Source organism: Pectobacterium wasabiae CFBP 3304 (genome assembly GCF_001742185.1).
GTDB lineage: Bacteria > Pseudomonadota > Gammaproteobacteria > Enterobacterales > Enterobacteriaceae > Pectobacterium > Pectobacterium wasabiae.
Genome location: NZ_CP015750.1, coordinates 3,028,481 through 3,055,447, shown reverse-complemented (window position 1 = coordinate 3,055,447; position 26,967 = coordinate 3,028,481). Strand labels below are relative to the sequence as shown.

At 53.4% G+C, this 26,967-nt stretch carries 22 protein-coding genes and 3 tRNA genes; 16 read left to right on the top strand and 9 right to left on the bottom strand.

The window, feature by feature from the left end:
* Window positions 1–3 precede the first annotated feature (3 nt).
* Both ppnN and xni read left to right on the top strand, forming a co-directional pair.
* On the top strand, window positions 4–1,368 hold the full coding sequence (gene ppnN / locus A7983_RS13860) for a nucleotide 5'-monophosphate nucleosidase PpnN (RefSeq protein WP_005975894.1): 1,365 nt from the start codon (window positions 4–6) through the stop codon (window positions 1,366–1,368).
* Between the two features lie 63 nt (window positions 1,369–1,431).
* Window positions 1,432–2,226 (top strand): flap endonuclease Xni, encoded by a 795-nt coding sequence (gene xni, locus A7983_RS13855; RefSeq protein ID WP_005975893.1) that lies wholly within the window; start codon window positions 1,432–1,434, stop codon window positions 2,224–2,226.
* A 45-nt stretch (window positions 2,227–2,271) separates the two neighbouring features.
* On the opposite strand, the gene rlmM is transcribed toward xni, so the two are convergent.
* From rlmM to A7983_RS13835, 4 genes are all read right to left on the bottom strand, one after another.
* The gene (gene rlmM / locus A7983_RS13850) at window positions 2,272–3,372 is read right to left on the bottom strand and encodes a 23S rRNA (cytidine(2498)-2'-O)-methyltransferase RlmM (RefSeq protein ID WP_005975892.1); all 1,101 of its coding nucleotides are present in this window, start codon (window positions 3,370–3,372) and stop codon (window positions 2,272–2,274) included.
* Window positions 3,365–3,760 (bottom strand): DUF423 domain-containing protein, encoded by a 396-nt coding sequence (locus tag A7983_RS13845; RefSeq protein ID WP_005975890.1) that lies wholly within the window; start codon window positions 3,758–3,760, stop codon window positions 3,365–3,367. Before A7983_RS13845 ends, rlmM begins: the two co-directional genes overlap by 8 nt.
* A gap of 74 nt (window positions 3,761–3,834) precedes the next feature.
* A complete protein-coding gene (locus A7983_RS13840) occupies window positions 3,835–4,758 on the bottom strand; it encodes a transcriptional regulator GcvA (RefSeq protein WP_005975889.1) in 924 nt (307 codons plus the stop codon).
* Window positions 4,759–5,418: 660 nt separating this feature from the next.
* A complete protein-coding gene (locus A7983_RS13835) occupies window positions 5,419–5,640 on the bottom strand; it encodes a YgdI/YgdR family lipoprotein (RefSeq protein ID WP_005975888.1) in 222 nt (73 codons plus the stop codon).
* Between the two features lie 183 nt (window positions 5,641–5,823).
* Between A7983_RS13835 and csdA the strand changes: the two genes are divergently transcribed.
* Window positions 5,824–7,029: a cysteine desulfurase CsdA gene (gene csdA, locus A7983_RS13830; protein WP_005975886.1), complete on the top strand. Its 1,206-nt coding sequence runs from the start codon at window positions 5,824–5,826 to the stop codon at window positions 7,027–7,029.
* A 15-nt stretch (window positions 7,030–7,044) separates the two neighbouring features.
* Entirely contained in the window at window positions 7,045–7,500 is a 456-nt protein-coding gene (gene csdE, locus A7983_RS13825; protein ID WP_005975884.1) for a cysteine desulfurase sulfur acceptor subunit CsdE, read from the top strand.
* A gap of 14 nt (window positions 7,501–7,514) precedes the next feature.
* Here csdE and tcdA read toward each other — a convergent pair whose 3' ends face one another.
* Together tcdA and A7983_RS13815 are read right to left on the bottom strand one after the other, a co-directional pair.
* Entirely contained in the window at window positions 7,515–8,333 is an 819-nt protein-coding gene (gene tcdA, locus A7983_RS13820) for a tRNA cyclic N6-threonylcarbamoyladenosine(37) synthase TcdA (protein ID WP_005975883.1), read from the bottom strand.
* A gap of 56 nt (window positions 8,334–8,389) precedes the next feature.
* The gene (locus A7983_RS13815; protein WP_005975882.1) at window positions 8,390–10,648 is read right to left on the bottom strand and encodes a molybdopterin-dependent oxidoreductase; all 2,259 of its coding nucleotides are present in this window, start codon (window positions 10,646–10,648) and stop codon (window positions 8,390–8,392) included.
* A gap of 526 nt (window positions 10,649–11,174) precedes the next feature.
* Between A7983_RS13815 and A7983_RS13810 the strand changes: the two genes are divergently transcribed.
* The 7 genes from A7983_RS13810 to A7983_RS13780 all read left to right on the top strand — a co-directional run bounded on the left by A7983_RS13810 (window position 11,175) and on the right by A7983_RS13780 (window position 19,508).
* Window positions 11,175–12,761: an ABC transporter substrate-binding protein gene (locus A7983_RS13810; RefSeq protein WP_005975881.1), complete on the top strand. Its 1,587-nt coding sequence runs from the start codon at window positions 11,175–11,177 to the stop codon at window positions 12,759–12,761.
* Window positions 12,762–12,814: 53 nt separating this feature from the next.
* Window positions 12,815–13,801 carry an ABC transporter permease gene (locus A7983_RS13805; RefSeq protein ID WP_005975880.1) on the top strand — a complete coding sequence of 329 codons (987 nt, stop codon included), beginning with the start codon at window positions 12,815–12,817 and terminating at the stop codon, window positions 13,799–13,801.
* Window position 13,802: 1 nt separating this feature from the next.
* Complete coding sequence (locus A7983_RS13800) at window positions 13,803–14,738, top strand: ABC transporter permease (protein ID WP_005975879.1); 936 nt, start codon at window positions 13,803–13,805, stop codon at window positions 14,736–14,738.
* Window positions 14,735–16,480 (top strand): ABC transporter ATP-binding protein, encoded by a 1,746-nt coding sequence (locus A7983_RS13795; protein WP_005975878.1) that lies wholly within the window; start codon window positions 14,735–14,737, stop codon window positions 16,478–16,480. Before A7983_RS13800 ends, A7983_RS13795 begins: the two co-directional genes overlap by 4 nt.
* Window positions 16,473–17,825: a M20 aminoacylase family protein gene (locus A7983_RS13790; RefSeq protein WP_005975877.1), complete on the top strand. Its 1,353-nt coding sequence runs from the start codon at window positions 16,473–16,475 to the stop codon at window positions 17,823–17,825. The genes A7983_RS13795 and A7983_RS13790 overlap by 8 nt, the downstream gene beginning before the upstream one ends.
* A gap of 3 nt (window positions 17,826–17,828) precedes the next feature.
* Window positions 17,829–18,521 (top strand): TetR/AcrR family transcriptional regulator, encoded by a 693-nt coding sequence (locus A7983_RS13785; RefSeq protein WP_005975876.1) that lies wholly within the window; start codon window positions 17,829–17,831, stop codon window positions 18,519–18,521.
* 69 nt (window positions 18,522–18,590) lie between these two features.
* A complete protein-coding gene (locus tag A7983_RS13780; RefSeq protein ID WP_005975875.1) occupies window positions 18,591–19,508 on the top strand; it encodes a 4-hydroxy-tetrahydrodipicolinate synthase family protein in 918 nt (305 codons plus the stop codon).
* Window positions 19,509–19,603: 95 nt separating this feature from the next.
* Here the strand turns inward: A7983_RS13780 and mltA are convergent, their stop codons facing one another.
* Window positions 19,604–20,734 carry a murein transglycosylase A gene (mltA, locus tag A7983_RS13775; RefSeq protein ID WP_005975873.1) on the bottom strand — a complete coding sequence of 377 codons (1,131 nt, stop codon included), beginning with the start codon at window positions 20,732–20,734 and terminating at the stop codon, window positions 19,604–19,606.
* Between the two features lie 270 nt (window positions 20,735–21,004).
* On the opposite strand from mltA, the gene A7983_RS13770 reads away from it, so the two are divergent.
* The 3 genes from A7983_RS13770 (at window position 21,005) to A7983_RS13760 (ending at window position 21,330) form a co-directional block, all read left to right on the top strand.
* Window positions 21,005–21,081 (top strand) — tRNA-Met (locus A7983_RS13770).
* Between the two features lie 48 nt (window positions 21,082–21,129).
* Window positions 21,130–21,206, top strand: a tRNA-Met gene (locus tag A7983_RS13765).
* Window positions 21,207–21,253: 47 nt separating this feature from the next.
* A tRNA-Met gene (locus tag A7983_RS13760) sits at window positions 21,254–21,330 on the top strand.
* Between the two features lie 180 nt (window positions 21,331–21,510).
* Here A7983_RS13760 and amiC read toward each other — a convergent pair.
* Entirely contained in the window at window positions 21,511–22,755 is a 1,245-nt protein-coding gene (gene amiC, locus A7983_RS13755; protein WP_005975872.1) for an N-acetylmuramoyl-L-alanine amidase AmiC, read from the bottom strand.
* 277 nt (window positions 22,756–23,032) lie between these two features.
* Between amiC and argA the strand changes: the two genes are divergently transcribed.
* Window positions 23,033–24,358: an amino-acid N-acetyltransferase gene (argA, locus tag A7983_RS13750; protein ID WP_005975871.1), complete on the top strand. Its 1,326-nt coding sequence runs from the start codon at window positions 23,033–23,035 to the stop codon at window positions 24,356–24,358.
* Between the two features lie 64 nt (window positions 24,359–24,422).
* Here argA and A7983_RS13745 read toward each other — a convergent pair whose 3' ends face one another.
* Window positions 24,423–25,619: an L-talarate/galactarate dehydratase gene (locus A7983_RS13745; protein ID WP_005975870.1), complete on the bottom strand. Its 1,197-nt coding sequence runs from the start codon at window positions 25,617–25,619 to the stop codon at window positions 24,423–24,425.
* Between the two features lie 324 nt (window positions 25,620–25,943).
* Here A7983_RS13745 and A7983_RS13740 point away from each other — a divergent pair, with 324 nt between their 5' ends.
* Window positions 25,944–26,966: a LacI family DNA-binding transcriptional regulator gene (locus A7983_RS13740; protein ID WP_005975869.1), complete on the top strand. Its 1,023-nt coding sequence runs from the start codon at window positions 25,944–25,946 to the stop codon at window positions 26,964–26,966.
* Window position 26,967 lies beyond the last annotated feature (1 nt).

Below are 26,967 nucleotides of genomic sequence, written 5' to 3'. Positions count from 1 at the left end.
AAATTGATTACACATATCAGCCCATTGGGATCGATGGATTTGTTATCGCAGTTGGAAGTCGACATGCTGAAAAGCACGGCCAGCAGCGACCTCTACCGTTTATTTCGCAACTGCTCCCTCGCCGTACTGAATTCCGGTAGCCAGACAGATAACAGCAAAGAGCTACTGTCTCGTTATGAAGACTTTGATATCAACGTGCTGCGCCGTGAACGCGGCGTCAAACTGGAACTGGTAAACCCGCCGGAAGACGCCTTTGTTGATGGCAACATCATTCGAGCCTTGCAAGCTAACCTGTTCGCCGTATTGCGCGACATTCTGTTCGTTAACGGCCAAATCGCCAGCGCAGGTCGCTATCAGAACCTGAATCTGGAAAATTCCGCCCACATCACCAATCTGGTGTTTTCTATCCTGCGTAATGCCAAGGCGCTCCACGTCGGCGAAGAGCCGAACATGGTGGTTTGCTGGGGCGGTCACTCGATTAATGAAATCGAATACCTGTATGCGCGCAAGGTGGGTAGCCAACTCGGCCTGCGTGAACTGAATATCTGCACGGGCTGCGGCCCGGGCGCGATGGAAGCACCAATGAAAGGGGCCGCCGTCGGCCATGCACAGCAGCGTTACAAAGAGGGGCGCTTCATCGGCATGACCGAACCGTCCATCATTGCTGCCGAGCCGCCGAACCCGCTGGTCAATGAACTGATCATCATGCCGGATATCGAAAAGCGTCTGGAAGCGTTTGTCCGTATCGGGCATGGCATCATTATTTTCCCCGGCGGCGTTGGAACAGCGGAAGAGTTCCTCTATTTGCTGGGCATCATGATGAACCCGGAAAACAGCGAGCAGGTGCTGCCAATAATCCTGACCGGGCCAGAAGAAAGCGCCAACTATTTCCACGTGCTGGATGAATTCATTGTTGGCACTTTGGGCCGTCAGGCGCGTCGCTACTACTCGATCATCATTAATGACGCCGCAGAAGTCGCCCGTCAGATGAAGAAAGCGATGCCTCTGGTGAAAGAGAGCCGCCGTCACACTGGCGACGCCTACAGCTTTAACTGGTCACTGCGCATTGCACCGGATCTGCAACTTCCTTTTGAACCGAGCCACGAGAACATGGCCGATCTCAACCTGCATCCGAATCAACCGGCTGAAGAGCTTGCGGCTGCACTGCGCCGGGCCTTCTCAGGCATTGTGGCAGGGAATGTTAAAGAAGTCGGTATTCAGGCGATTGAGCAACGCGGGCCGTACAAAATTCATGGCGATCCGCAGATGATGAAAAGCATGGATACCCTGTTGCAGGGCTTTGTCGCACAACAGCGCATGAAGCTGCCCGGCAGTGCCTATATTCCCTGCTACGAAATCTGCTCATAGCCGCTCACTTAACCAGCACCTATACGGGGAAGCCAGCTTCCCCCTTCTTTCAGGAATGATGCGATGCCTGTCCATTTGCTGATTGTCGACGCGCTCAATCTGATACGTCGCATCCATGCAGTACAAGGTTCGCCCTGTATCACAGCGTGCCAACATGCGCTGCATCAGCTCATACAAAATAGCCAGCCTACCCACGCGGTAGCCGTCTTTGATGATGACGATCGCGATACCAGTTGGCGTCACCAACTCTTGCCGGACTACAAGGCGGGGCGCACGCCAATGCCGGATAATCTGAAACAGGAACTCCCGCAGATTAAAGCGGCATTTGCCACCATTGGCGTAGCAAGCTGGCATAGCCCCGGTAATGAAGCCGACGATCTGGCTGCCACGCTGGCCGTCAAGCTGTCATCCGCGGGTCATCAGGCAACGATTGTGTCGACCGATAAAGGCTACTGCCAGTTATTGGCACCACACATTCAGATCAGAGATTACTTTCAGAAGCGCTGGCTGGACCTGCCGTTTATCGAACAGGAGTTTGGTGTTTCACCGCGGCAGTTGACAGACTACTGGGGGCTCGCGGGCATTAGCAGCAGCAAGATCCCAGGCGTTGCGGGTATCGGCCCCAAAAGTGCCGCACAACTCCTGCAACAGGCAGGGAGTCTGGAAGCGCTGTATCAGCAAGTAGATGCGGTGCCGGAGAAGTGGCGTAAGAAGTTGGAACAGCATAAAGAAATGGCGCTAATCAGTCGTCAGATTGCCACACTACGTACCGATTTAACGCTTAATGGCAATCTGCAACAGTTGAGGCTACCCGTGCAGAGTAGCGCTCAGCCGCACTCTTACCCGCAGCAGGATTAATACGGATGCGTACCTGAATGACTCCAGATACGCATCAACACAATACTATCGCTCGTCGCGACGGCCGGGCACCGCGCTCCAGAAACGACGTACATGCACGGTGACTTCTTCACGGTCATGGTACAAATGCTTGGCATGCACTTCGGCATGAATACCATTTTCGCTCAGACGTTCGCGCAGCAACGCCAGATTCTGCGACACTTCCTCATAGCGCTTCTTCATCGGCAACTTCAGGTTGAATATCGCTTCACGACACCAGCCTTTAATTAACCAATCACTCATCAGACTCGTGACTTTAGCGGGTTTTTCCACCATGTCGCACACCAGCCAGTACACATTATTGCGCGGTGGTTCGAAACGGAAGCCATCCGCCTGATGGTGCATCACCTGCCCGGTATCCATCAGGCTCGGTGCCATTGGGCCGTTGTCTACCGCATAAACCATCATGCTGCGTTTGACCAACTGATAAGTCCAGCCACCGGGGCATGCTCCCAAATCCACGGCGTACATACCGCTGCCTAGACGCTCATCCCACTCATCCGCAGGAATAAAGACATGAAAAGCCTCTTCCAGCTTCAGCGTCGAACGGCTTGGTGCATCAGAAGGGAACTTAAGACGTGGGATCCCCATATAAAACGGTGAATTGTTATAGCTATAAGAGTAACCGACATAACAGCAGCCTGGCGCAATGAACAGCACATGCAGCACCGGTCGATCCGCTTTTTCATGACCCAATAGAATGTTGTGTCCGCGCAGCGCGGCGCGCAGCGGCACGGTGAATTTGCGACAGAACTTCATCAGCTCTTTGCTTTCATTGGTGTCAGGGACTTCAACACGCAACTCCCCCGCGCGATCAATCGCACCGGTTAGCATCCCCACGATCGGCGTGATACGGTCTTCCGGCGGCAGGTCGCGCAACAGTTCACCGCTGACGAACATCTGGCGGACAAAAATCAGCTCATGGAACGGTAGCGTTTTCACCAGACGGTCGGCGTCTTCATGCTGATAGCATTCGAACACAACATAACCGCTGTTTTCTTTTACCCGCGCAAAGCCGAACGCATTATGCTGCGTGGCTTTTTCCGTGATCTCTGCCGCACACTCTTTCTCAAACCCAGGACGGCAATACAAAATAACTTTATTCATGGCGTTCAGCCTTTCTCTTCAGACGCAGTGCGCCAATCAACATTAATATCCATCCCACCAGAAAACAGGCTCCGCCGATCGGCGTCACATAAACCCACAGTTTCAGATGAGAAAGCGCCAGACAGTACAAACTTCCACTGAAGAGTACCGTTCCCAACGCCAGAAACACGCTGCTCCAGTAAAACCACAGATTGGCTCGCTGTTGCATCGCAACCGCCAGCGCCAAAATCGCTAGCGTGTGAAATGCTTGATACTCAAGGCCGGTTTTCAACCACCCAAGCTCCGTAGCGCCCAGTGTTTTACTGAGAACATGAGAACCAAACGCGCCTAGCGCGACAAAAATAAAGCCGCTGATAGCAGCAAACATCAGCATGAAACGACTATTCATCGTTATTACCTATTATCGTAGTTACCTACATAAATTATTCGGTCCATCAATCTTCGAGAGTCAACGATGCGACCTCAGCGCGTACCGCTGTCATAGCGGAAGCGAAACTTCTCCTGCTCGCTAGCCGCCCGCGCCAGAATCCAATGGCGAAAGGCGGCTATTTTACCCAGTTCTGCCTGACTGTCATGACATACCAGATAAAAAGCATTCCGGCTCACCAACACATCGTTAAACGGACACACCAGTCGTCCAGCTTCAAGCTCCGTCTGCGCCATCACATTATTCGCCAGCGCCACACCCTGCCCGTGAATTGCTGCCTGCAATACCATCGCACTGTGGCTGAAAATTGGCCCTTGCTGCACATTAATCTGCACCCCAAGCTGACGCGTATAGGACAGCCAGTCACGGCGCGACGCATCGTGCAGCAGCGTGTGTGCCACCAGGTCGTCCGGCGTCTTCAACGGATGATCCCCCGTCAGCAATACCGGTGAGCAAACCGGCAAGAGATACTCGGCGTACAACTTCTCCACCCGCAACCCCGGCCAGTTTCCTCGACCATAGAAAATGGCGACATCCACATCATCCGCCAGACGATCTTCATCACGATCCACCGCCTGAATACGAACATCAATCCCCGGATAGTCGGAGTTAAAGCTCGAGAGACGCGGCACCAGCCAATGAATGGCAAAGCTCGGCAGCAGGCTGACCGTTAATGCGCCTTTCGCGCTACGGGATTGCAGTTTACGCGTTGCGTCATTCAACGATGAGAAGATCTCTTTGATATCAAGGTAGTAACTTTGCCCTTCTTCCGTCAGTAGCAGGGAACGATTACGCCGGCGGAATAATTTAAGCCCCAGGAAATCTTCCAGTGATTTAATTTGGTGGCTGACGGCAGCCTGCGTGACAAACAATTCTTCTGCCGCTTTGGTAAAACTTAAATGGCGAGCCGCCGCATCAAAAACGCGCAGTGCGTTGAGCGGAGGTAGACGTTTTGACATGAATGAGATCTTTTTGTTTACGCTAGATCAGCGATTTATCAGGCACATTCGTACCCATTAAATCTTAAGATGCAGAAAGGCGACAGCAGGAAAGATCGCCAGCCAATTAGCTGGTTACGCGATTAATACCATCGGCACCAGCCAGACGCTCTGCAATAAAAAGATGACGGATACATCAATACCCTAAATAATTCGAGTTGCAAGAAGGCGGCAACCGCACGAGTCCCAGGAGCTTACATGAGTAAGTGACTGGGGTGAGTAAGGGAAGCCAACGCACATGCAGCTTGAAGTATGACGGGTATATTAGTTTTTGTAATCCGAGACATTATAATTTGTCCATTGAGGATGTACCAGCAAATACCTATATTAGCGCAACTTCCTGGGCCGGAACGAAAAGTGCGGAGGGGTAACCTGAGGTGCTTTTGGCTTGTGGTTGTGATGTTGTGTTTGCTATTTGTTTGTCTGCCTTTTGCAGATGTGGTAGCGAGTCTACCCTATTCACTTCCTGTACATTTACCCTGTCTGTCCAAAGTGATTTTTTGTGTAGCACCGCAAATTGCGGTGCTTTTTTTTGCTTACGTTTCACACCTCAACGCCATGACAGCCTTATGTGAGTCTGGCGCAGATTAACAAGCAACGTGTGATGGTGGGCAAACGGCACTATTTCCCTTTCGCCATTTCTTTCACATTATCTCGATTAATTTGCTGCTGCTGGCCGTAAGCGTCGGTGTAGCTGATCATACCCGTTTCATCATCAACCTTCGGTTTCCCCTCGGCAACGATGGTGCGCCCGTCATTCGTATGCATGACGTAATTACTGGAACAGGCTGCCAGAGAAAACGCCATCACGATAGCGGCAAAAATAGAAATTTTATTCTTCATAGTTAACTCCCAATGAATTTAAATGTTTTCTAGTTAACCTTATGCATCAGGAAATCCTGAAAATTAACACTTTAAAGCGTAGCAATAGTTGCTTTTTTTTCCATAAAATCGGATTAGGCATAGTCCTAAACTTGTCTCTCCCGACAAAATGGGACAGGATCTGCTCTCTATAAGAGGACGCTCATGACACCGTTTAACCCTACTACTTTTCGCCAACAGTTCCCCGCGCTCCAGCATTCGACGGTGTATCTTGATAGTGCGGCGACCGCGCTGAAACCGCAGTCCGTTATTGATGCTGTGCAGCAATTCTATTGCAGCGAGAGTGGCACGGTGCACCGCAGTCAGCATCGCGGCGCACAGGCACTAACCCAGCGTTTTGAAGGCGCTCGTGAGCACGTTGCAGCCTTGCTCCATGCAGACGATCCGCGTTCCATTGTCTGGACCAGAGGCACGACGGAAGCGATCAATCTGGTTGCGCAAAGCTATGCCCGCCCTCGCCTTCAACCGGGCGACGAGATCATCGTTAGCGAAGCGGAGCATCACGCTAATCTCATTCCGTGGCTCATGGTGGCACAGCAAACTGGCGCTACCGTGGTGAAGTTACCGATAGGCGCGGATTTCTTACCGGATATTGCACAGTTAGCCACGCTGATCACGCCGAAAACCCGTCTGCTGGCGCTGAGTCAGATGTCAAACGTGACAGGTGGTTTACCCGATCTGGCGCGTGCGATTACGCTGGCTCATCGCTATGGCGCGGTGGTGATGGTTGATGGTGCGCAGGGCATCGTTCACTGCCCACCCGATGTGCAGGCGCTGGATATCGATTTCTACGCGTTTTCCGGGCACAAGCTTTACGCTCCCACCGGGATCGGCGTGCTGTATGGCAAAACCGCCTTGCTGGAAAGCATGATGCCGTGGCAAGGCGGCGGGAAGATGATGACGCAGGTGTCCTTTGACGGTTTCTTGCCACAGGCCATCCCGCAACGATTTGAAGCGGGGACGCCACACATTGCTGGCGTGCTTGGCCTGTCTGCGGCGTTAGACTGGCTGACCACACTGGATTGGCACGCCGCAGAGCAGCACAGCCAACAGTTGGCACAGCTTGCCGAGACGCATCTGACACAGTTTCCCGGCTTTCGCAGTTTCCGTAGCCCACATTCCAGCGTGTTGTCCTTTGACATTGCCGGTGTACACCACAGCGATCTGGTTACACTACTCGCCGAAAGTGGCATCGCACTGCGCGCCGGACACCACTGTGCGCAGCCGCTCATGGACGCACTCGGCGTCAGCGGCACGCTCCGCGCCTCGTTTGCCCCGTATAATAACCAACAAGATGTTGCTGCGCTGATCGCCGCGGTAGGCAACGCCCTTGAATTACTGATCGACTAAGTGATACCACAAACCATGACCGAACCAACTGACACGATGCATCCTTTTGGCCACCAGATCTCCGTTGCCGAGCTGCTCATGCGCTTCGATACCTGCCGCGCATGGGAAGATCGCTATCGACAGCTCATTTTGCTGGCAAAAGCGCTGCCAGCGCTGCCCGATGCACTAAAAACCGGGGATATTTCGTTATCCGGCTGTGAAAATCGCGTCTGGCTGGGTTATCAACGCCAAGAGGACGGCAGGCTGCATTTTTACGGCGACAGCGACGGACGCATCGTGCGGGGATTACTGGCAGTATTGTTAACCGCCGCTGAGGGAAAAACGCCAGAAACGCTATTACAACACGATCCGCTGACGCTGTTTGATATGTTGGGGTTACGTGCTCAGCTCAGCGCTTCACGTTCAAGCGGTCTGGCGGCGCTGGCCGCCAGAATCAGAGACATCGCCGAACGAGAAGCGGCGAGCAAGTAGCAGATTATGCGACGCTATCTCTGCGTCGCAGACGCTCTTTCACTTTTCGCGATCATCTTCTTCAGTGCATGAGATACCGCAACAAACCCAAAGGTTGCGGTGACCATCGTCGCCGCGCCAAAGCCTGACGCACAGTCCATACGCATCACCCCATCAGCCGTACTGCGAGACGCACAGACGGAACCGTCAGGCTGCGGATAAACCAGCGGTTCACTGGAAAATACACAGTCGATACCCAGTTTCCCTTTGCTGTTTTTCACCACGTTAAAATCGTGCTTTAGCCGTTCACGCAGCTTGGCGGCCAGCGGATCCTGAATGGTTTTAGCCAGATCGACGACCTCAATCCGGGTCGGATCGATTTGCCCCCCCGCGCCGCCGGTTGTCACTACCGGGATCTTATAGCGGCGGCAGTATGACAACAGCGCAGCCTTCGGGCGCACGCTATCAATAGCGTCAATCACATAGCTAAAGTTTTGATCGAGAAACTCGGCCACATTTTCCGCGCTGATGAAATCATCCACGCAGGTGACATTGCATTCTGGGTTGATCGCCAGAATACGTTCCGCCATCACTTCCGTCTTCGACTGCCCGGTGTACTGACGCAGCGCATGAATCTGGCGGTTGGTATTACTGACACACACATCATCCATATCGATCAGCGTAATCGCGCCAATACCAGTACGTGCCAGCGCCTCAGCCGCCCAGGAACCGACGCCGCCGATGCCAATCACGCAAACGTGAGCCTGAGAAAACAGCGCCAGCGCCTGTTGACCATATAACCGCGCGGTGCCGCCGAAGCGTTGCAAATAGGCTTCGGATAATTGCGTATTCATTCAACCAACCTTACGAAAACAAAATCACAGGAAAATAAAAGCGGCTCAGGATAGCGCTAAACCCGCACCACATCCACCAGACAGCTCATGGCGTTCGGCCCCTGCGTCAGCGGCGATGTGCCAATATCCAGCGTCAATACATTTGCATTTCCTGATTGTTCAACCGGATGCCACGTTCTTTGACCGAAGCCGGGCTCAAACCAGGCACCGGTGGACATGATCACCACGCCCGGCTTCACGCCGTCGGTAATCTGTACGCCCGCAAGAATACGACCACGCGCGTTTCTGACTTCGACCTGTGAACGGTCAACGATATCTCGTGCGGCAGCGTCCTGCGGGTGCATGTACAGCGTCTCTTTTCCTGCGGTCTTATTCGCAGCAACCTGCGGTGTGGCGGCTAATTGGCTGTGCAAGCGGTCAGATGGCTGAATAGAAATAAAATGCAGCGGCCATTCTTCCGTGCTTTTGGCTCCCAGCCACTCAACGGGAGGCTGCCACTCAGGATGCGGCGCAAAATCAGCATAGCCATAGCTGGCAATCGCTGAGCTGAACAGTTCAATCTTACCGCTTGGCGTACTCAGGGCATGCTGCTGCGGATCGCGACGGAAATCCTCAAAGAATACAAACGGCTTTTCATCCATTGGGATTTCTACATAACCCTGCTGCCAGAAATCCTCAAATGACGGCCAGCCGTCAGCGACATCTCGCTGCTTTGAGCGACATTCGTCATAAAGATGTTCCAGCCACTGCTGCTCACTGCGGTTTTGCGTGAACGCGTCTTTATAGCCCAAACGCTCCGCCAGCTCGCTGAAAATATCCACGTCATTACGCGCCTGATGCTGCGGCGCAATCGCCTGATGCATCGCAAAGATAAAGCGATCGCGGGACGATCCACCGATATCATTACGCTCCAGCGTGGTGGTAACAGGTAGCACGATGTCAGCCATCTGCGCCGCGGGCGTCCAGACGATATCCTGCACAATCACCGTATCTGGTTTACGCCAGCCATCCACCAGACGGTTCAACTGCTGGTGATGGTGAAACGGGTTACCGCCCGCCCAGTGAATCAGGTGGATATCAGGATAAGTATGGGTTTCCCCCTGAAAGGTATAAGGCGTTCCCGGATGCAGTAGCATATCCGCGATACGCGCCACGGGGATCGCCCGTCCTGCGTTCGGGGTAGATGGAGAAGCGGGCGCAGGCGTTGAAATCCGTTCGTTGCCGACGCTGTTCATCGAACCGTGGCCGAAGGAGAAGCCACCGCCCGGTAGCCCCACCTGCCCCAGCATGGAAGACAGCGCGATCATCATCCAGTAAGGCTGTTCACCACGGTGCGCGCGTTGCACAGAATAAGAGCAGGTAATAAAGCTACGCACGCCAATCAGTTGCTGCGCCAAGCGCCGGATACGATCGGCGGGGATTCCGGTAATATCGCTGGCCCATTCGGGGGTTTTCACCACGCCATCGCCGCGACCGTGCAAGTAGTCACTCAGTTGCTCATAACCAACGCAGTAGCGTTGCAGGAAATCCTTATCGTCAGCGCCCAGACGCTGAATCTCATAGCCTAGCGCCAGCATCAGCGCGACATCGGTATTCGGGCGGATGGGGATCCACTCGGCATTCACAAATTCAGGACAATCATCGCGCATCGGGCTGATGTTAATAACGGGAATTCCTTTCTCCACCAGCGCTTCCAATGCGGGCTTGAGCGTATGGTGCCCGGCGCCGCCGGAGGCTACCTGCGAATTTTTCAGCGCCAGCCCACCAAACGCGAGAAAAATATCACAGTGCTCAGCAACGCTGCGCCATTCGGTCACCTTGCCCGTCAGCGGATGGAAGGTGCCAATCACATAAGGCAGGAAGAACTGCGCTGCGCCCCAGCTATAATTTCCCTGCTGATCGACCGCACCGCCGCCGGAGAAATAGAAGCGGCGCACCTGAGATCGCGCGTGGTGATAACGCCCGGCTGACGACCAGCCGTAAGAACCGGCAAAAAGGCCATCTGCACCGTAGCGATCGCGAATACGGCGATTCTCCTGCGCAACGAGATCGAGCGCCACGTCCCAATCCACCTCAACAAAATCCTCCCGACCGCGCAGCGTTTTGTCGCTGTTTTCTCGCTTCCGGAGCCAGGAACGGCGTACAGACGGACGACGGATACGTCGGTCGGAATACACCAGCGGCGCGATGGAATCGAGCATAGGGGAAGGGGCTGGATCGCCTGCAAACGGCTCGCATCGAATCAGCCTGCCGTCTTCAACCACAGCGGTAAACGCGCCCCAATGCGCAAGATGTGGATAACGTTTAATCGCCATGACAACCTCAGGATAAGTAATTAGCAGGGTGGATAATAACCTGAATTATCCACGTCCCCAACAGCAAGAAGAGTGAATAGCTTATGCATAATTCGGCATTCGTTATCCATATTTAAACGTTCGTTTAAAACGCATGTTGGGCTAGGGTTTAACCAGAAAATAAAGAGGTGGTTCAGGATAATGTCGATCGTTTAAGAACCGAGAAACACGGAGCGAGGTATCCCTGCGGGAACCTCATCCCCGTGTTTCTCCTAAAATGAGGCTTAAGTGATCCGCTTTAACATTCAGGCAGTTTTATTCTTTGTTCGTTATTCAAACCAGGAACGCAGCATGAAACCCATTACGCCACACAGCAACGGTAATGACGTTATTTCATTACTGCCCCGATGTTGACTTAACCCAGCCTGATTTCTCTTCCTCCTGAAGAGAAAGGTGCGTTGTCACCCCAAACACATCATTCAAAACACGCCATTAAAAAAATAAAGGCGGAGCGCACACCTCTGCCCTCTGCATACGGATGGGAAATATGAAAAAAAATTTCTTCTTGTCAGCGCTAATTCTGACATCTTCGCTCTTCGGCCTTGCCGCACAGGCTGAAACGTTGACGCCCAAGCGCGGCGGCACGCTGAATTTTCTGGCCGAGCCTGAGCCACCGGTCTTAACCAGTCTGGTTAGCACCAGCGGCGCGGTAATGAAGATCAACGCCAAGGTGATTGAAGGGCTGCTGAATTACGATTTTGATATGAAACCAACCCCACAGCTTGCGACCAGTTGGTCAGTTAGCCCGGACGGTAAACAATATACGTTCCACCTGCGTAAAGGCGTGAAATGGCATGACGGGCAAGATTTCACGTCTGCGGACGTCGCGTTTTCCATTCTGACCGTCAAAAAATACAATTCGCGCGGTCAGGGCACCTTTGCCAACGTCACCGAAGTGAAGACTCCCGATCCGTACACCGCGATCCTGGAACTGTCAAAACCGGCACCTTATCTGCTGAGCGCGTTCTCCGCCAACGAAGCACCTATCGTGCCGAAGCACTTATACGAAGGCACAGACATTCTGTCTAATCCTCACAATACTGCGCCGATTGGTACTGGCCCGTTTGTGTTCAAGGAATGGGTGCGTGGCAGCCATATCCTTTATGAACGTAACCCGAACTACTGGGACAGCCCCAAGCCTTACGTCGATAAACTGGTGGTGAAGATCATCCCCGATGCCGCTACTCGCACCATTGCGCTTGAAACCGGCGCATTGGATCTGGGAAGCGACTCTCCCGTTCCGCTGAGTGAAATTGAACGCATCAAGAAAAACCCCAAGCTGGGCATTGAAACCGCTGGCTATGGTTACAGCCCGACGCAAACCCGCATCGAGTTCAATCTGGATAACCCTTATCTGAAGAACCTAAAGGTTCGTCAAGCCATTGCGCACAGCATCAACATTGATGTGTTGAAAAATGTAGTGTGGTACGGCTATGCGGTAAGCTCACCAACGCCGATTACGCCGGAACTGGCGCAGTTCCATGATACAACGCCGTCACCTTATGGTTTCGATATTGCCAAAGCGAACCAACTGCTGGACGAAGCGGGCTTCCCACGTCAGGCAAACGGTATCCGCTTCACGCTGGTACATGATTTCATGCCCTATGGCGACAGCTTCAAACGCGTAGCGGAATACCTCAAATCGGCGCTGGCTAAAGTCGGTATTGACGTCACCATTCGCTCTCAGGACTTCGCCACTTTCGTTAAGCGCGTGTATACCGACCGCGACTTTGATTTTAACAACGGATCCATCTCGAACCTGTTTGATCCAGCCGTGGGCGTCCAGCGCCTGTATTGGTCAAAAACCTATCAACCGGGCGTGCCTTTCGGTAACGGTTCACATTACAGCAACCCAGAAGTAGACCGTCTGCTTGAGCAGGCTGCGGTGGAAACCGATCCTGAAAAACGCGTGGAATTGTACAAACAGTTCCAACGCATCATCGCCACCGATATTCCTGATTTGAACCTGCTCCAGATTAAGCGCCAGACCATTTACAACAAGCGCGTGCACAACGTCGTCACGGATATTCAGGGCGTTAACGGCAGCCTGGCCGACGTGTGGCTGGATCAGTAATCGTAATACAGCATTCCCCTGCGCGGGCAGGGGAACTCTCATGAAGGTATGTGATGAATAAAGTAGAACGAATCGGGCGCGTACTGTGGCGTACCCTGCTTCATGCGCTGCCAACGGCGATTGGCATTATCATTCTGGTGTTTTTCCTGTTGCAGTTGGTGCCGGGAGACGCCGTTGATGTGCTGGCCGGCGAATCAGGCAACGCAACCGAAGCAACCATGGCACACCTGCGCGCCCAATTCGGTCTCGATCAGCCCATACTGCAACAACTTTCGGTTTATTTGGGCAATTTGGCCCAGTTCAGCCTCGGCTTCTCTCCCCGCTACAACGCACCAGTGATGGACCTGATCCTGTCACGGCTGCCGGGCACGCTGTTCCTGATGCTGCTATCACAGGTATTCGCCATCGTTATCGGTATCACACTGGGAGCGATAATGGCGGTATGGGCGGGTAAATGGCCCGATCGCGTGCTTTCTCTGATCGCGCTGCTGCTCTATTCCACACCGGGGTTTTGGATCGGCCTGATGACGCTGATTCTGTTTTCTGTTCATCTTGATTGGCTGCCAAGCGGCGGCAACATCACCATTGGCGCAAACCTGACTGGCTGGGCGTACTTCAAGGATATGTTGCAGCATGCCATTCTTCCGGTACTGGCGCTGAGCAGCTTTTTTATTGCTATTTATGCCCGCCTTACCCGCGCGGCCATGCTGGAAATCGCCCAGCAGGATTTTGTGCGTACCGCCCATGCCAAAGGACTATCGCCGCTGTGGGTCACCGTCAGACACATTCTGCGCTGTGCGCTGCTGCCAATTACTACCGTTGCGGGTATGCATTTCGGCAATCTGCTGGGCGGAGCAGCCGTGGTCGAGACGGTCTTTAGCTGGCCGGGACTGGGCCGCCTGGCGCTGGAAGCGGTGATGGCGCGCGATTTCAACGTCTTGCTGGGTGTCCTGCTGCTTTCCGCTTTCTTAGTCATTTTGGCTAATGTGCTGGTGGACCTGCTGCAATCCTGGCTCGATCCCCGAATTAAGGCTCGCTGATATGAATAACCTTTCTCCTGAAAACCTCACGCCGAAGAAAGCCGCAGTTGATGGCGTTCACTCAGCGACGACTCATGCGTTAAAAACGCCTTTTCTCCTGTCGCCGGAGGTGCGTGCATTTATCCGTAATCCTGCGGGGATGGCAGGTCTACTGTTGCTGATTACGGTATTTCTGATGGCGGTATTCGCGCCGCTACTGTATCCCGGCGATCCACTGGATATGGTCGCCCAGCCTTTCTTGTGGCCGGGCGAAAACCCTGACTTCCCATTAGGAACCGATTCGATGGGCCGGGATATCGCGGCTGGCATCGTCCACGGCTCACAGGTTTCCTTGCAAATCGGCTTCTCGGCCGTGATGGTCAGCCTGTTAATTGGCACCGTCATCGGTGCGCTGGCGGGTTATTTTGGTGGTCGAGTGGATGACCTGCTGGTTCACATCACCGAACTGTTCCAGACCTTCCCGACCTTTTTGCTGGTCGTGGTACTGGTCGCCATCGGTTCCCCTTCGGTTACGCTGATTTCTCTGGCTATCGGTATTGCCTCCTGGCCGACAATTGCACGTCTGGTGCGGGCCGAGTTTCGCTCGCTGCGTGAAAGCGATTTTGTGTTAGCCGCGCGCAGTCAGGGATTTTCCAGCCTGCGCATCATCTTTCAAGAAATGCTGCCGAACGCGCTGCCGTCGATCATCGTCACCACGTCAGTCATGGTTGCCTCGGCCATTTTGATTGAGTCTGCCTTATCCTTCTTAGGCTTTGGCGATCCGAACCGCGTGAGCTGGGGCAGCATGATCGGCGCAGGCCGCGAATCGCTGCGTACCGCCTGGTTTCTTACCGCCCTGCCCGGCACGGCGCTGGTCTTAACCGTACTGTCACTGAATCTGGTTGGCGACGCGTTGAACGATGCCCTGAATCCACGCTTACGAGGGAGAAGCGCATGAAGCCGCTGGTTGATATTCAAGATTTACGCGTCGATTTCCCCGGTCATCAGGCCGTTCGAGGGCTAAACCTGACGATTAACGCTGGAGAAACGCTGGCACTGGTCGGCGAATCTGGCTGCGGTAAATCCGCGACGGCACTGTCCCTGATGCGACTGGTCGCCGAGCCGGGAAAAATCAGCGGCCGTATTCTGTTTGACGGCCACGACCTGCTAACCCTGCCGGATCGCAAGATGCGCCAACTACGTGGCAATGCGCTGTCGATGATTTTTCAGGAACCCATGACGTCACTCAATCCGGTGCTCTCCATCGGTCAGCAGATTAGTGAAACGCTGCGGTTGCATGAAGCGCTAACGCCTGCACAGGCACGGACTCGCGCTATCGAACTGCTGGATCTGGTCAAGATCCCTGAACCGGCCAGACGAGTGGATGACTACCCTCATAACCTGTCTGGCGGCCAGCGTCAGCGCGTCATGATCGCCATGGCAGTGGCGTGCCGTCCGCGCTTGCTGATTGCCGATGAGCCGACCACAGCGCTGGACGTCACCATTCAGGCACAAATTCTGGCGCTGCTGGATAATCTGCGACGTGAATTCTCGATGAGCCTGCTGCTGATTACCCACGATCTTGGGCTGGTGGCACAGTGGGCCGACCGCGTGGCGGTGATGTATGCCGGACAAAAGGTAGAAGAAGCACGGGCGGCTGACCTGTTTCAGTCCCCCACGCACGGCTTTTCTCCCAAACATAACGTTTCCCCCAAACACAGCTACACGCGTGGGCTGCTGGCGACATCGGTGCATATGGATCAGGATAGGCATTACCGTACCCATCGGCTGGCGGAAATCCATCATGCGCCGACGGACGAAGATTCCGGTTTTACACTGCTGACACCACCCAGCTTGATTCATCGAGCCATCGATACGAATCAGCAGCCGTTGCTCTCACTGAAAAACATTCAGACCAGTTATTCAACAACGCAGGGCAAGGTGCTGGCGGTTGACGATGTGTCACTGACGATTTTACCCGGCGAAACACTCGGTCTGGTGGGTGAATCCGGCTGTGGGAAATCAACCCTGTCCAAAGCCATTCTGCGTCTGTTACCGCCGTCACACGGGCAGATCGTTTTTGATGGGCAAGACATCACCACGCTAAAAGAATCGCGGCTAAAAGCGTTACGTCAGCGGGTACAGATGATCTTTCAGGATCCCTATGCCTCGCTGAATCCACGCCACAGCATTCAGCATATTCTTGAAACGCCGCTGATTGTGCACGGCCTTGGCGATCGCTCGCAGCGACAGCAGGCGATCAACAATATCATCGAGCGCGTCGGTCTGCCGCAAAGTAGCCTGAATCGCTATCCCCATGAATTTTCCGGCGGACAGCGCCAGCGCATCGGCATTGCTCGTGCGCTGGTAGTACGTCCTTCGCTGGTGATTTGCGACGAGCCCGTATCCGCACTCGATGTCTCTATTCAGGCACAAATTCTTAATCTGCTGGTGGAGCTAAAGAACGAAATGGGCCTGTCGCTGCTGTTTATTTCCCACGATCTCGCGGTGGTGCGTTATATCGCCGACCGGGTCATGGTGATGCAAAACGGACGCTGTGTGGAAAGCGGCGATCACCACAGCATCTGGCATCAGCCGCAGCATCCGTATACCCGCAAACTGATCGATGCCGTCCCCAGCGGCGGGCAGCGAGAAGCGCCTGTGTCTCCACAGCAGATGAACAGGCAGGCACATGGATAAGAACGGTGAACACAAAGTGAACACATCAGCCGTTATTGACCAAACGGTGATGGAGTCGGCCATTCAGGATTTTTTACCTGAGCTGGTTGCGATTCGTCACCATATTCATCAGCACCCAGAAATCGGCTTTGAAGAATTTTCTACCGCACAGCTAGTGGCGGAAAAGCTGACGGCATGGGGGCTTGCTGTCACCACCGGCATCGGTGGAACGGGCGTGGTCGCGACCCTACGTGGCCGCTATCCCGGTGAAGATAGCATCGGCCTGCGAGCCGATATGGATGCACTGTATATCAGTGAAAAAACCGATCTGTCTTATGCCTCGGTACACGCTGGGAAAATGCACGCCTGTGGACATGATGGGCACACCACTATGCTATTGGGTGCCGCACGCTATTTATCTCTGCATCCCAATTTCGCTGGCACCGTGCACTTTATTTTCCAACCGGCAGAAGAAGGATTGGGCGGCGGACTTGCCATGCTCAATGACGGCCTGCTGACCACGTTCCCCTGCAATCGACTGTTTGGTCTTCACAACAAGCCCGGTATCGAGGTCGGTAAGTTCGCTATTCGCAGCGGCCCGATGCTGGCGGCCAGCGACACCTGGCAGGTCACGTTTCACGGTACGGGTGGACACGGCGGTTCTGGCGTCCACCTTTCTATCGATCCAACGCTGCCCGCAGCGCAATTTATGCTGGGCCTGCAAACGATCGTCAGCCGCAATGTTCCTGCAATGGACGCGGCGGTGCTCAGCATTGGTCATATTCAGGGTGGCGATATCCATGCCCCGAACGTTATCCCCGATAGCGTCATCCTTAAAGGAACCGGGCGGAGCTACTCGCCGAGCGTTCGCCACCTGCTGGAAACGCGTCTGCGAGAACTGGCACATCACACCGCACAAGGCTTTGGTGCCACGGCCGACGTTCACTATGAACGGCAATATCCCGCGCTGGTTAACGATACACACGCCACACAGCTCGCCGTTAATGCTGCCTCGCAGGTGGTTGGGCTCGAACAAGTTGAAACCGCCATGACGCCGCTGCTGGGCGCAGAAGACTTTGCCTACATGCTGGAACAGCGTCCCGGCGCGTTCATGATGCTGGGAAACAGCGATAAAGGTGCAGCCAACGTATATCACCTGCATACCCCGTACTACGACTTTAATGATGCGCTGATCCCATTGGGTATCCGCTATTGGGCGACCTTGGTTTATCAAGAACTGGTTTATCAGGAACCGGGGTTATCAATAGCAGAGGATAGCGAGAACGACAGCCCATTTTCCTACGGCCTAAACATAACAACGCATGACGGCAGTACACCTGACGTCGAACGAGAGCAAAAAGGATGAAGCATGGTGGCGTTATTGAAAACCAAAGCGCAAAGCAAAGAAAAAGAGGCAGACATTAAACAGCGCATCCTGCGTGAAGCCATCACGATCTTCGCCAGTAAAGGAAGTGAACTGACGACGATTCGTGAAATCACCGAAGCCACTAACGTGAACGTGGCATCAGTGAATTATTACTTTGGCTCGAAAGAGGGATTACTGCACGCCGTGCTGGACCATGTCCTCGGCCCGTTAAATGACGAAAGAACGCGACTGCTGGATGAGGTGGAAAAAGCCAATCAGGGTGATGTTCTGCCCGTTGCCGCGCTGCTGGATGCGCTACTGCGCCCGCTGGTTAAAACAGCTCGCACACCCGATGGCGGTCGTATTGTCGTGCGCCTGTTACAGCACCTGCGCGCGACGCCGGGTATGGAAGTTACCACCCTGCTTTCAGCGCAGTTCGATCAGGTTGCCCACCGTTTTATCGATGCCTTTACTCGTGCGTTGCCGGGGTTATCGCGTGCAGAGGTGATCTGGCGCTATGAATTTGCTCGCGGTGCCGCCATGCACGTATTAACCGACGCCGATCCGCGTTCTGGTCGTCTGGCACTGCTCTCCAAAGGGCTGTGTGACAACCGCGATGACGATCGCGTGTTGTCGCATCTATTACGTTTTGTCGAGGCGGGTTTTGTCGCCGAACCACTGACTGAAACCGCCTAAACCCGTACTTACAGCGGGTGGTATTCACTTCAATCCTGATTTTTTATTTATCACCGACAGGAAACAGACATGAGCAGAGAAAAAATTGAAGGGTCATTTGTTGCCCTCATCACACCGTTTAATGACGATGGTAGTGTGGATTTCGGCGCATTTGAGGCGTTATTAAAATTCCAGGAAGACAACGGCACGGCTGCCGTTTTGATTATGGGATCAACGGGGGAAGTTTCCATGCTGTCCCCAGACGAGAGAAAAGCGATCATCCACCGTACCGCACAATACAGCACCAGTAAAATGAAGTTGTTCTACGGCTGCACCGGTAACAATACCGATACCACCATTGACTATGTTCGCTATGCGCATGACAACGGCGCAGACGGTGCCATTATCGCCGCGCCCGCTTATATCTGTGCCAGCGAGAGCGATATCGAAAGCTACTTTCTGGAAATTGCAGACGCGACCGATTTGCCATTAGGGATCTATAACAACCCGCCACGCGTGAAAACGGATCTGCACTGGACGTCGCTGCTGCGTATTTTCAAACACCCGAACTACGTTATTCATAAAGAATCCACGACTCGCGTGGGTCAGGTCGCACAGGTTCTGGCGGGGAATCCTGATGTTTCGGTAATGTGCTGCGATTCGCCCAATCTGGGTTTAGTGGTGCCAACGATGTCGCTGGGAGGCCATGGAACTGCCAACATGACGGGCAACATTGCACCGGCAGAACTGGCCGAAATTTCTCGTCCGTGGAAAAACGGTGAGGATGCGGAACGCTTCCGTAAAGCCTATCAGCATTTGCTGCCGCTGCTGCATTACACCTATTCGGCAATCAACCCAGTGGCGGTAAAATCATTGATGAAGGCGGTAGGTTTACCGGCAGGCAGCCTGCGCCGTCCACTGCGAGGCTTACAAGGCGAAGCGTTAGATTCCGGCGTTCGCATCGTGAACGAATTAGGACTGAGCAGCAAATACGGTTTTAAAAGCTGATTCTCTTCTGGGATTAGCGTGTAGAACGTAAGGATTTACTCTCAGAAGTGGCATAAATAGAAAGCCACTTCTGAGATATCAAACGAAAGGGATAGCTACCGTGGATTACTGACTAACAGCGAGCCTGAGCCGTTCGCCGAACTGCTTTGCCCGTTCTTCAATACCCAGACCCGACCATAGTGGTTATAGAAACCTGCCGAGTGCCCCGCGTCCGGCCCAATACCCTGATACATATCGAAGTGTTGGCCTTTAATTGCTCCACCGACATCCAGCGCAATCATCAGGCGCATCTCATACTTGCCGGTAAATTTGCCAGCGTTATCCAGCAGCGGTACTTCCATTAACAGCGCCGTGCCAGCCGGAATCAGTGAACGGTCAGAAGCGACGGAAGCCTTCGCCACCAACGGCACAGCACTTGCCCCTTTCACAGGCGCAGACATCATCGGTTTAAAGAAGACAAAAGAAGGGTTCTGTTCAAACAGTTCACGCACTTCATACTCGGAATGCTGCTCCGTCCATTTGCGAATCGCCTGCATGGACATCTCTTCACGTGGCACTTCCCCACGATCGATCAGTACCTTACCAATACTGCGGTAAGCATGGCCGTTTTTGCCCGCGTAGCCGAAGAACGTCAGAGGGCGTCCATCGCCAAAATCAATATAGGCGCTGCCTTGCACTTCCATCATGAAGTTATCAACCAGCGAATTGGTCCAGGCGAGAACCAGTCGCTCATCCAGCGCGCCTGAATAAATTCCGGCACGATCCGGTAGACGGCGGTTATTTTTACCCTTTGGCGGCATAGCATATAAAGGATGGCGGAATTCCCCCTGACGGGTGTGGCGCGCCTGCAATACTGGCGTGTAATAGCCGGTGAACTGCACATTCCCAAAGTTATCAACGCCTTCCATCTGCCAGGCGTTCAGACCAAATTTGCTCAGTTCGCGGGTATCCGCCCCCGACATCATCCAGTTTTCGATCGCCTGGAAGATGGTGTTATTGCGTGTATAAAGATTCGGTGACGCCGACCGAATTTCCGCAACCTGGGTGATGAAATCTCGCGCGTTAACTGGCTTCCCTTTGGCATTGGGTTCATTCACCAATTCCAAAGGCTGGTTGAGGTGACCATCTTTATATTGCTGCCCGCGATCGGTTGGCCTGGATTGGCACCCCGCCAAAATGGCGATGACCACTGCGGTCAGCACATATTTTCCCCACCGTCCCTTCATCTTTTGCGCTCGCTTTTTACATCAAAAATTTACCGTCGAACGATAACAAACGCCTATCGAGAAAGGAATGGGATAGCGCATAAATCAATGAGGTAAGGAAGAACGGTTCGGCGCACGGCATCGCAAGAGGCTATTTTCTGTAAATCGCCCCATTACGTTCACAAAACAACCCATCAGGTGGTAAATCAATCACCTAACAGCCAAATGCGGCGCTTTTTACAGAAATAGGTTGCATCAATGTTCATGGAGAGTATAGTGCGCATCCACGGACGCGGGGTGGAGCAGCCTGGTAGCTCGTCGGGCTCATAACCCGAAGGTCGTCGGTTCAAATCCGGCCCCCGCAACCAATTGATGTGAGTCGTCCATCAAAAGCAGTGAAGATTAGTCAGTACGGACGCGGGGTGGAGCAGCCTGGTAGCTCGTCGGGCTCATAACCCGAAGGTCGTCGGTTCAAATCCGGCCCCCGCAACCAATTGATGTGAGTCGTCCATCAAGGCAGTGAAGATTAGTTATTACGGACGCGGGGTGGAGCAGCCTGGTAGCTCGTCGGGCTCATAACCCGAAGGTCGTCGGTTCAAATCCGGCCCCCGCAACCAACTAACACTATCTTTAATTAGGAAGTCAGCGACAAAGCACCTTAACGGGTGCTTTTTTGTTTTTTGCGCCAGATTTTTCTACCTATTTTACTTCAGCACACAACGTTCAGAGAAAATGTTTCTGAACCGCGCCGACAAGACGCGGTCACTGCGTAATATTGACGCTCCCCCCACCCCCCACTACCGCTCAGCCTGACTGGCGAAGTAGGCTTTAATTCCTGCAAAAATGGATTCGGCAATCTGCTGTTGAAACTGACTGGTGCGCAGCTTGCGCTCTTCTTCCAGATTACTAATAAATGCCGTCTCAACCAGAACAGAAGGGATATCCGGGGCTTTCAGTACCGCAAAACCAGCCTGATCGACGCTGTTTTTATGCAGACGATTCACCTTACCCAGCCGAGTCAAGATCTCTTTACCAAACTTTAGGCTGTCGCCAATCGTCACGGTCTGCACCAGATCGAACATGGTGTGATCCAAATAGCGATCGCCGCTCATGCTTACCCCACCGATCAAATCCGATTCATTCTGCGTCTCAGCCAAAAATTTAGCGGCAGTACTGGTTGCCCCTTTCTTCGAGAGCGCAAAAACCGACGATCCTCTGGCTGAGCGATTGGTAAAGGCATCCGCATGAATCGAAATGAACAAATCGGCACGTTGCTTGCGCGCTTTTGCCACCCGCACACGCAGCGGGATGAACACATCTTCATTACGCGTCATATACGCTTTCATGTTGGATTCATTATCGATCAGCTTGCGCAGACGGCGGGCAATTTGCAACACGATGTCTTTCTCGCGCGTCTTATTCTTGCCAATCGCGCCGGGATCTTCACCGCCGTGACCGGGATCGAGCATAATAATCAACGGGCGATCTCGCCCCGCTTTCCCGGCTTTCGGCGCTTCTGCCGGCAGCGTGCGCTCCAGTTCGCCTTTGTTGTAGTCCTCCAGCAGCGCCAGCAGTGGATCTTCTTCGTTATCGTAGCGCCCTGCCGCAGGGTACAAATCCAATACCAGTCGGTGCTTGAATTCAGCCACTGGCCCCAGCGTAAAGACTTTGGTCGTTGCCTGCTGTTTGAGCTCCAGCACCAAACGCACCGTACTTTTATCAAACTGGCCGATGCGAGCTTCTTTAATCAGCGGATCGTTATCCTGCTGAAACTTGCTGGCTATCTCTTTCAGTACGCTGTTCAAGTGAACATTTTCGATATCCACCACGATACGTTCAGGATTACTCAAACTAAACTGTTTATATTTCAGCGGGTGGTTGGATTCTAATGTGACGCGGGTGTAGGCGGAAGATGGCCAGACGCGCACGGCGATGACCTGTGTGGTCGCAGCCAAACCCACACCGCTTACGCTTAATAACCAGGTTGCTGCTGCGCTTTGTAATAGACGCCGCCGAGTCAGATGATGATTCGAATGAGACATGCCACTCCGATCTTATTGCTGTGCGCTACCCTGCATTGTCGTGGTGCCACAGTGCTGGATATGCCATCAAAAAATGAATAAAGGTAAAAATTGTCAAAAACTTTAACGAATCAGCTTAGCTCTGTCATGCAAAAATCATGTGCAGGCCTTATAACAGGCGGATATCATAAATTTGAAGCATTAACCTCACTTTTCTGGTTAATACTTCCTCTTGCGTTTTATGTCATAAAGAATAAAAATACAGAAATTACGAATAAAAATGCAAAGAGGGCTCACAGTGAAGGAACGTAGTACAGAGCTGGTTCAGGGCTTCCGCCATTCAGTTCCCTATATCAATGCCCACCGTGGCAAAACGTTTGTCATCATGTTGGGTGGCGAAGCCATTGAACATGCCAACTTCTCTAGCATCGTAAATGATATCGGGCTGCTACACAGTCTGGGAATCAAGCTGGTGGTGGTTTATGGCGCTCGCCCTCAGATCGATGCCAACCTGACAACGCACCACTACGAGCCTCACTACCATAAAAATACCCGAATCACCGACAGCGCCACGCTGGAGCTGGTCAAACAGGCGGCGGGTATGCTGCAACTGGACATCACCGCTCGTCTGTCGATGAGCCTGAACAACACGCCGCTGCAAGGTGCCCATATTAATGTCGTCAGCGGTAATTTTATTATCGCACAACCGCTTGGCGTTGATGACGGCGTGGACTACTGCCACAGCGGCCGTATTCGTCGCATTGATGAAGAAGCGGTTCATCGCCAGTTGAATAGCGGCGCAATTGTGCTGCTTGGCCCAGTTGCGGTTTCAGTCACCGGCGAAAGTTTCAATTTAACCTCGGAAGAAGTTGCGACCCAGTTAGCGATTAAGCTGAAAGCGGAGAAGATGATCGGCTTCTGCTCCTCTCAGGGCGTCACCAACGAAGAAGGCCGCATCATTTCTGAACTGTTCCCAGACGATGCGCAGCAGCGTATTGATGTACTGGAACAGGCTGGCGATTACCACTCTGGTACGGTCAGATTTCTGCGCGGCGCAGTCAAAGCCTGCCGTAGCGGCGTGCGTCGCAGCCACCTGATCAGCTATCAGGACGACGGTGCCCTGTTGCAGGAACTGTTCTCACGCGATGGAATCGGCACGCAGATCGTGATGGAAAGCGCCGAGCAGGTTCGCCGTGCGACCATCAATGACATCGGCGGTATTCTGGAGTTGATCCGCCCGCTGGAAGAACAAGGCATTCTGGTCAGACGCTCGCGCGAGCAGTTGGAAATGGAGATCGACAAATTTACCGTTGTCGCACGCGACAACCTGACCATCGCCTGCGCCGCGCTTTACCCGTTCCCGGAAGAAAGCATCGGCGAAATGGCCTGCGTCGCGGTTCACCCGGATTACCGCAGCTCATCACGTGGCGATATGCTGTTACAGCGCGTTGCCGCTCAGGCGCGCCAGCAGGGTCTGAAAAAGCTATTCGTGCTGACGACGCACAGCATCCACTGGTTCCAGGAGCGCGGCTTTTTACCCGCCGAGGTGGAGATGTTGCCGAAGAAAAAACAGGCGCTGTACAACTACCAGCGGCGATCAAAGATTCTGGTACTAGACCTCTGAATTATTTCATTCAATAACGCTTCTCGTGGCCGATCGTAACATCGGCCACGACGATTTCCCCTGCCTATGGCTGCTTGCCAAACTCACAGCTCAGCGTCGTCCACTTTCTTGCCTGTTCACTCAGCGTGAACCCTAACCCCAGACGATCGGACACCCACATGCGCCCATCGCGCAACTCTAGTTGCTCGTTGAAAAGCGGATTCAGCCACTCGAAATGTTCCAACCAGGGCTCAATCGGATAAGCGGCGGCCAGATGCAAATGCACTTCCATCGCAAAATGCGGTGCCAGCTTACGGCCATGCTTCGCTGCCAAATCCATGATTTTCAGGAAAGGAGAAATCCCACCTACGCGCGGTGCATCCGGCTGCACGAAGTCACTGGCGTTACCGAGAATCAACTGTTCATGCTCACGGAAACTGGTCAACATCTCGCCAGTGGCAATCGGCGTATCCAGCGCAGCCGTCAGCGCCGCGTGGCCTTCCACATCGTAGGCATCCAGCGGCTCTTCAATCCAGACCAGATTAAACGCTTCCATTTTTCTGCCCATACGAATCGCTGTTTCGCGGTCCCACTGCTGATTGGCATCCACCATCAGAGGGAAATCGTCTCCCAATGCTTCTCGCACCGCCGTGAGACGACGGATATCCTCTGCGGTATTCGGCTGTCCCACTTTTAGTTTGATTCCGCCGATACCGCTTTCGCGAGAAATCACGACATTTTTTAATACCTGATCCAACGGCGTATGCAGGAAGCCGCCGGAGGTGTTGTAGCACTGAACGGAATCGCGATGTGAACCCAACAACTTCGACAGAGGCAAACCTGCACGCTTGGCTTTCATGTCCCACAGTGCGATGTCGAGCGGAGAAATGGCCTGCACCGCCATTCCGCTACGGCCAACCGATGCGCCAGCCCACAGCAATTTGGTATAGATCTTATCGATATCGTTCGGATCTTCGCCTAACAGGTTATCCGCTATTTCTTTCGCATGAGCATAGATACCTTGTCCACCCGCACGCTTGGAGTAGCTGAACCCCACTCCTTCAAACCCATCGCGACTGCGAATTTCCGCAAAAATAATAGCGACTTCGGTCAGCGGTTTTTGCCTTCCGGTCAGCACTTTTGCATCGCTGACTGGCGTTGCCAACGGCAGAAACGCCAGAGAGAGTTTTACCCATTCGATCCGATCGCCCGACTCGGCAGCCGTTCTGACATTCGTGACTTTTGCATAGCTAACTGCCGCTGAATTTGCACTGATAGTCATGTCTCACCTCATAAATGATTGCGCTAACATTTATTAACCAAAAGGAAGATAGCGATAAATGAAGGAAAAACATGCAACTCAGATCACAAAATAATCATTAAAATACTCAAAATACATCCCAAGCAACCAAATAATGATTGCGCAATCACCATAAAGAATAAGAGGATAAAACCAAAATACGAGCGGGAAGTTTAGGTGTCAGCCCGAAAAACGAGAAAATACAGGCAGATTGCTAAAAACACAGGTGACTGGAAAACCGATGTACCATCAACGATAATCTCGCAACACGTGAATACGCGCGCAACCTCAAAAGGGAACCGGTGATTGAAACACGATAAGAACGCCAGCAGCACTCCGCCCCGCGCGCCCACGCTTGAAGATGTGGCACGCGCCGCGGGCATTTCGCCCATGACCGTCAGCCGTGCACTGAACAACCCGAAAATTGTTCGTGCGGAAACCGTAAACAAGGTGATGGAAGCTGTCCAAGCCACAGGCTACATCCCCAATATGTTAGCAGGTGGGCTGGCTTCCCGACGCAGCAAACTCATTGCCGTCGTGGTGCCGCAAATCAATAACAACATGTTTGTTGATACTGTTCAGGCAATTAGCGATGAGCTGGCCGCGCGCGGTTATCACATGCTGTTATGCGTCTCTGGCTATACCAATGAATCCGAAGCGGAGATTGTCACCACACTGCTTTCTCGTCGCCCTGATGGTATCGTCCTCACCGGTATTCACCATACGCCCGAGCTCAAACGTCTCCTCCTCAACGCCGCAATCCCCGTCGTTGAAATCTGGGATCTCACCCCGACACCGCTCGATATGCTGGTCGGTTTTTCCCATGAAAGTATCGGGAATACCATCGGGCAGTATTTGATCGGTAAGGGACATTCGCGCTTCGGCCTTGTCTGGACGGAAGATGCACGTGCCGGACTGCGTAAGAAAGGCATTTACGACATCATACAAAAACAGCCGGGAAGCTATGTGCGTGAAGCCATCGCCCCGTGGCCTGCGACGCTGGCATTAGGGCGACAAGGACTAAGCGAACTTCTGGCCGATGGCGAGACCTTTGATGCCATCATTTGCAGTTCCGATACGCTGGCGCAGGGGGTGATTATCGAAGCCGCAGCCAGAGGATTAGTGGTGCCAAAGAAACTGGCAGTCATGGGATTTGGCGATCTTGATTTCGCTGCACACAACACACCAACCATTACCACCGTCAGGATCGATCGCTGGAGAATCGGCACCGATGCCGCAGCAATGCTGGCAGAAAAGATTGAGGGGAAAGGCGTACCCTCCCCCATCATGGATATTGGTTTTTCGCTGATTGAGCGCGAGTCCGCCTGAC

What these genes read in the sequence shown, in the direction of transcription:
- xni (WP_005975893.1), top strand. Translation starts at nt 1,432, where the DNA reads ATGCCTGTCCATTTGCTGATTGTCGACGCGCTCAATCTGATACGTCGC.
- rlmM (WP_005975892.1), bottom strand. Translation starts at nt 3,372, where the DNA reads ATGAATAAAGTTATTTTGTATTGCCGTCCTGGGTTTGAGAAAGAGTGT.
- A7983_RS13845 (WP_005975890.1), bottom strand. Translation starts at nt 3,760, where the DNA reads ATGAATAGTCGTTTCATGCTGATGTTTGCTGCTATCAGCGGCTTTATT.
- A7983_RS13840 (WP_005975889.1), bottom strand. Translation starts at nt 4,758, where the DNA reads ATGTCAAAACGTCTACCTCCGCTCAACGCACTGCGCGTTTTTGATGCG.
- A7983_RS13835 (WP_005975888.1), bottom strand. Translation starts at nt 5,640, where the DNA reads ATGAAGAATAAAATTTCTATTTTTGCCGCTATCGTGATGGCGTTTTCT.
- csdA (WP_005975886.1), top strand. Translation starts at nt 5,824, where the DNA reads ATGACACCGTTTAACCCTACTACTTTTCGCCAACAGTTCCCCGCGCTC.
- csdE (WP_005975884.1), top strand. Translation starts at nt 7,045, where the DNA reads ATGACCGAACCAACTGACACGATGCATCCTTTTGGCCACCAGATCTCC.
- tcdA (WP_005975883.1), bottom strand. Translation starts at nt 8,333, where the DNA reads ATGAATACGCAATTATCCGAAGCCTATTTGCAACGCTTCGGCGGCACC.
- A7983_RS13815 (WP_005975882.1), bottom strand. Translation starts at nt 10,648, where the DNA reads ATGGCGATTAAACGTTATCCACATCTTGCGCATTGGGGCGCGTTTACC.
- A7983_RS13810 (WP_005975881.1), top strand. Translation starts at nt 11,175, where the DNA reads ATGAAAAAAAATTTCTTCTTGTCAGCGCTAATTCTGACATCTTCGCTC.
- A7983_RS13805 (WP_005975880.1), top strand. Translation starts at nt 12,815, where the DNA reads ATGAATAAAGTAGAACGAATCGGGCGCGTACTGTGGCGTACCCTGCTT.
- A7983_RS13800 (WP_005975879.1), top strand. Translation starts at nt 13,803, where the DNA reads ATGAATAACCTTTCTCCTGAAAACCTCACGCCGAAGAAAGCCGCAGTT.
- A7983_RS13795 (WP_005975878.1), top strand. Translation starts at nt 14,735, where the DNA reads ATGAAGCCGCTGGTTGATATTCAAGATTTACGCGTCGATTTCCCCGGT.
- A7983_RS13790 (WP_005975877.1), top strand. Translation starts at nt 16,473, where the DNA reads ATGGATAAGAACGGTGAACACAAAGTGAACACATCAGCCGTTATTGAC.
- A7983_RS13785 (WP_005975876.1), top strand. Translation starts at nt 17,829, where the DNA reads ATGGTGGCGTTATTGAAAACCAAAGCGCAAAGCAAAGAAAAAGAGGCA.
- A7983_RS13780 (WP_005975875.1), top strand. Translation starts at nt 18,591, where the DNA reads ATGAGCAGAGAAAAAATTGAAGGGTCATTTGTTGCCCTCATCACACCG.
- mltA (WP_005975873.1), bottom strand. Translation starts at nt 20,734, where the DNA reads ATGAAGGGACGGTGGGGAAAATATGTGCTGACCGCAGTGGTCATCGCC.
- amiC (WP_005975872.1), bottom strand. Translation starts at nt 22,755, where the DNA reads ATGTCTCATTCGAATCATCATCTGACTCGGCGGCGTCTATTACAAAGC.
- A7983_RS13745 (WP_005975870.1), bottom strand. Translation starts at nt 25,619, where the DNA reads ATGACTATCAGTGCAAATTCAGCGGCAGTTAGCTATGCAAAAGTCACG.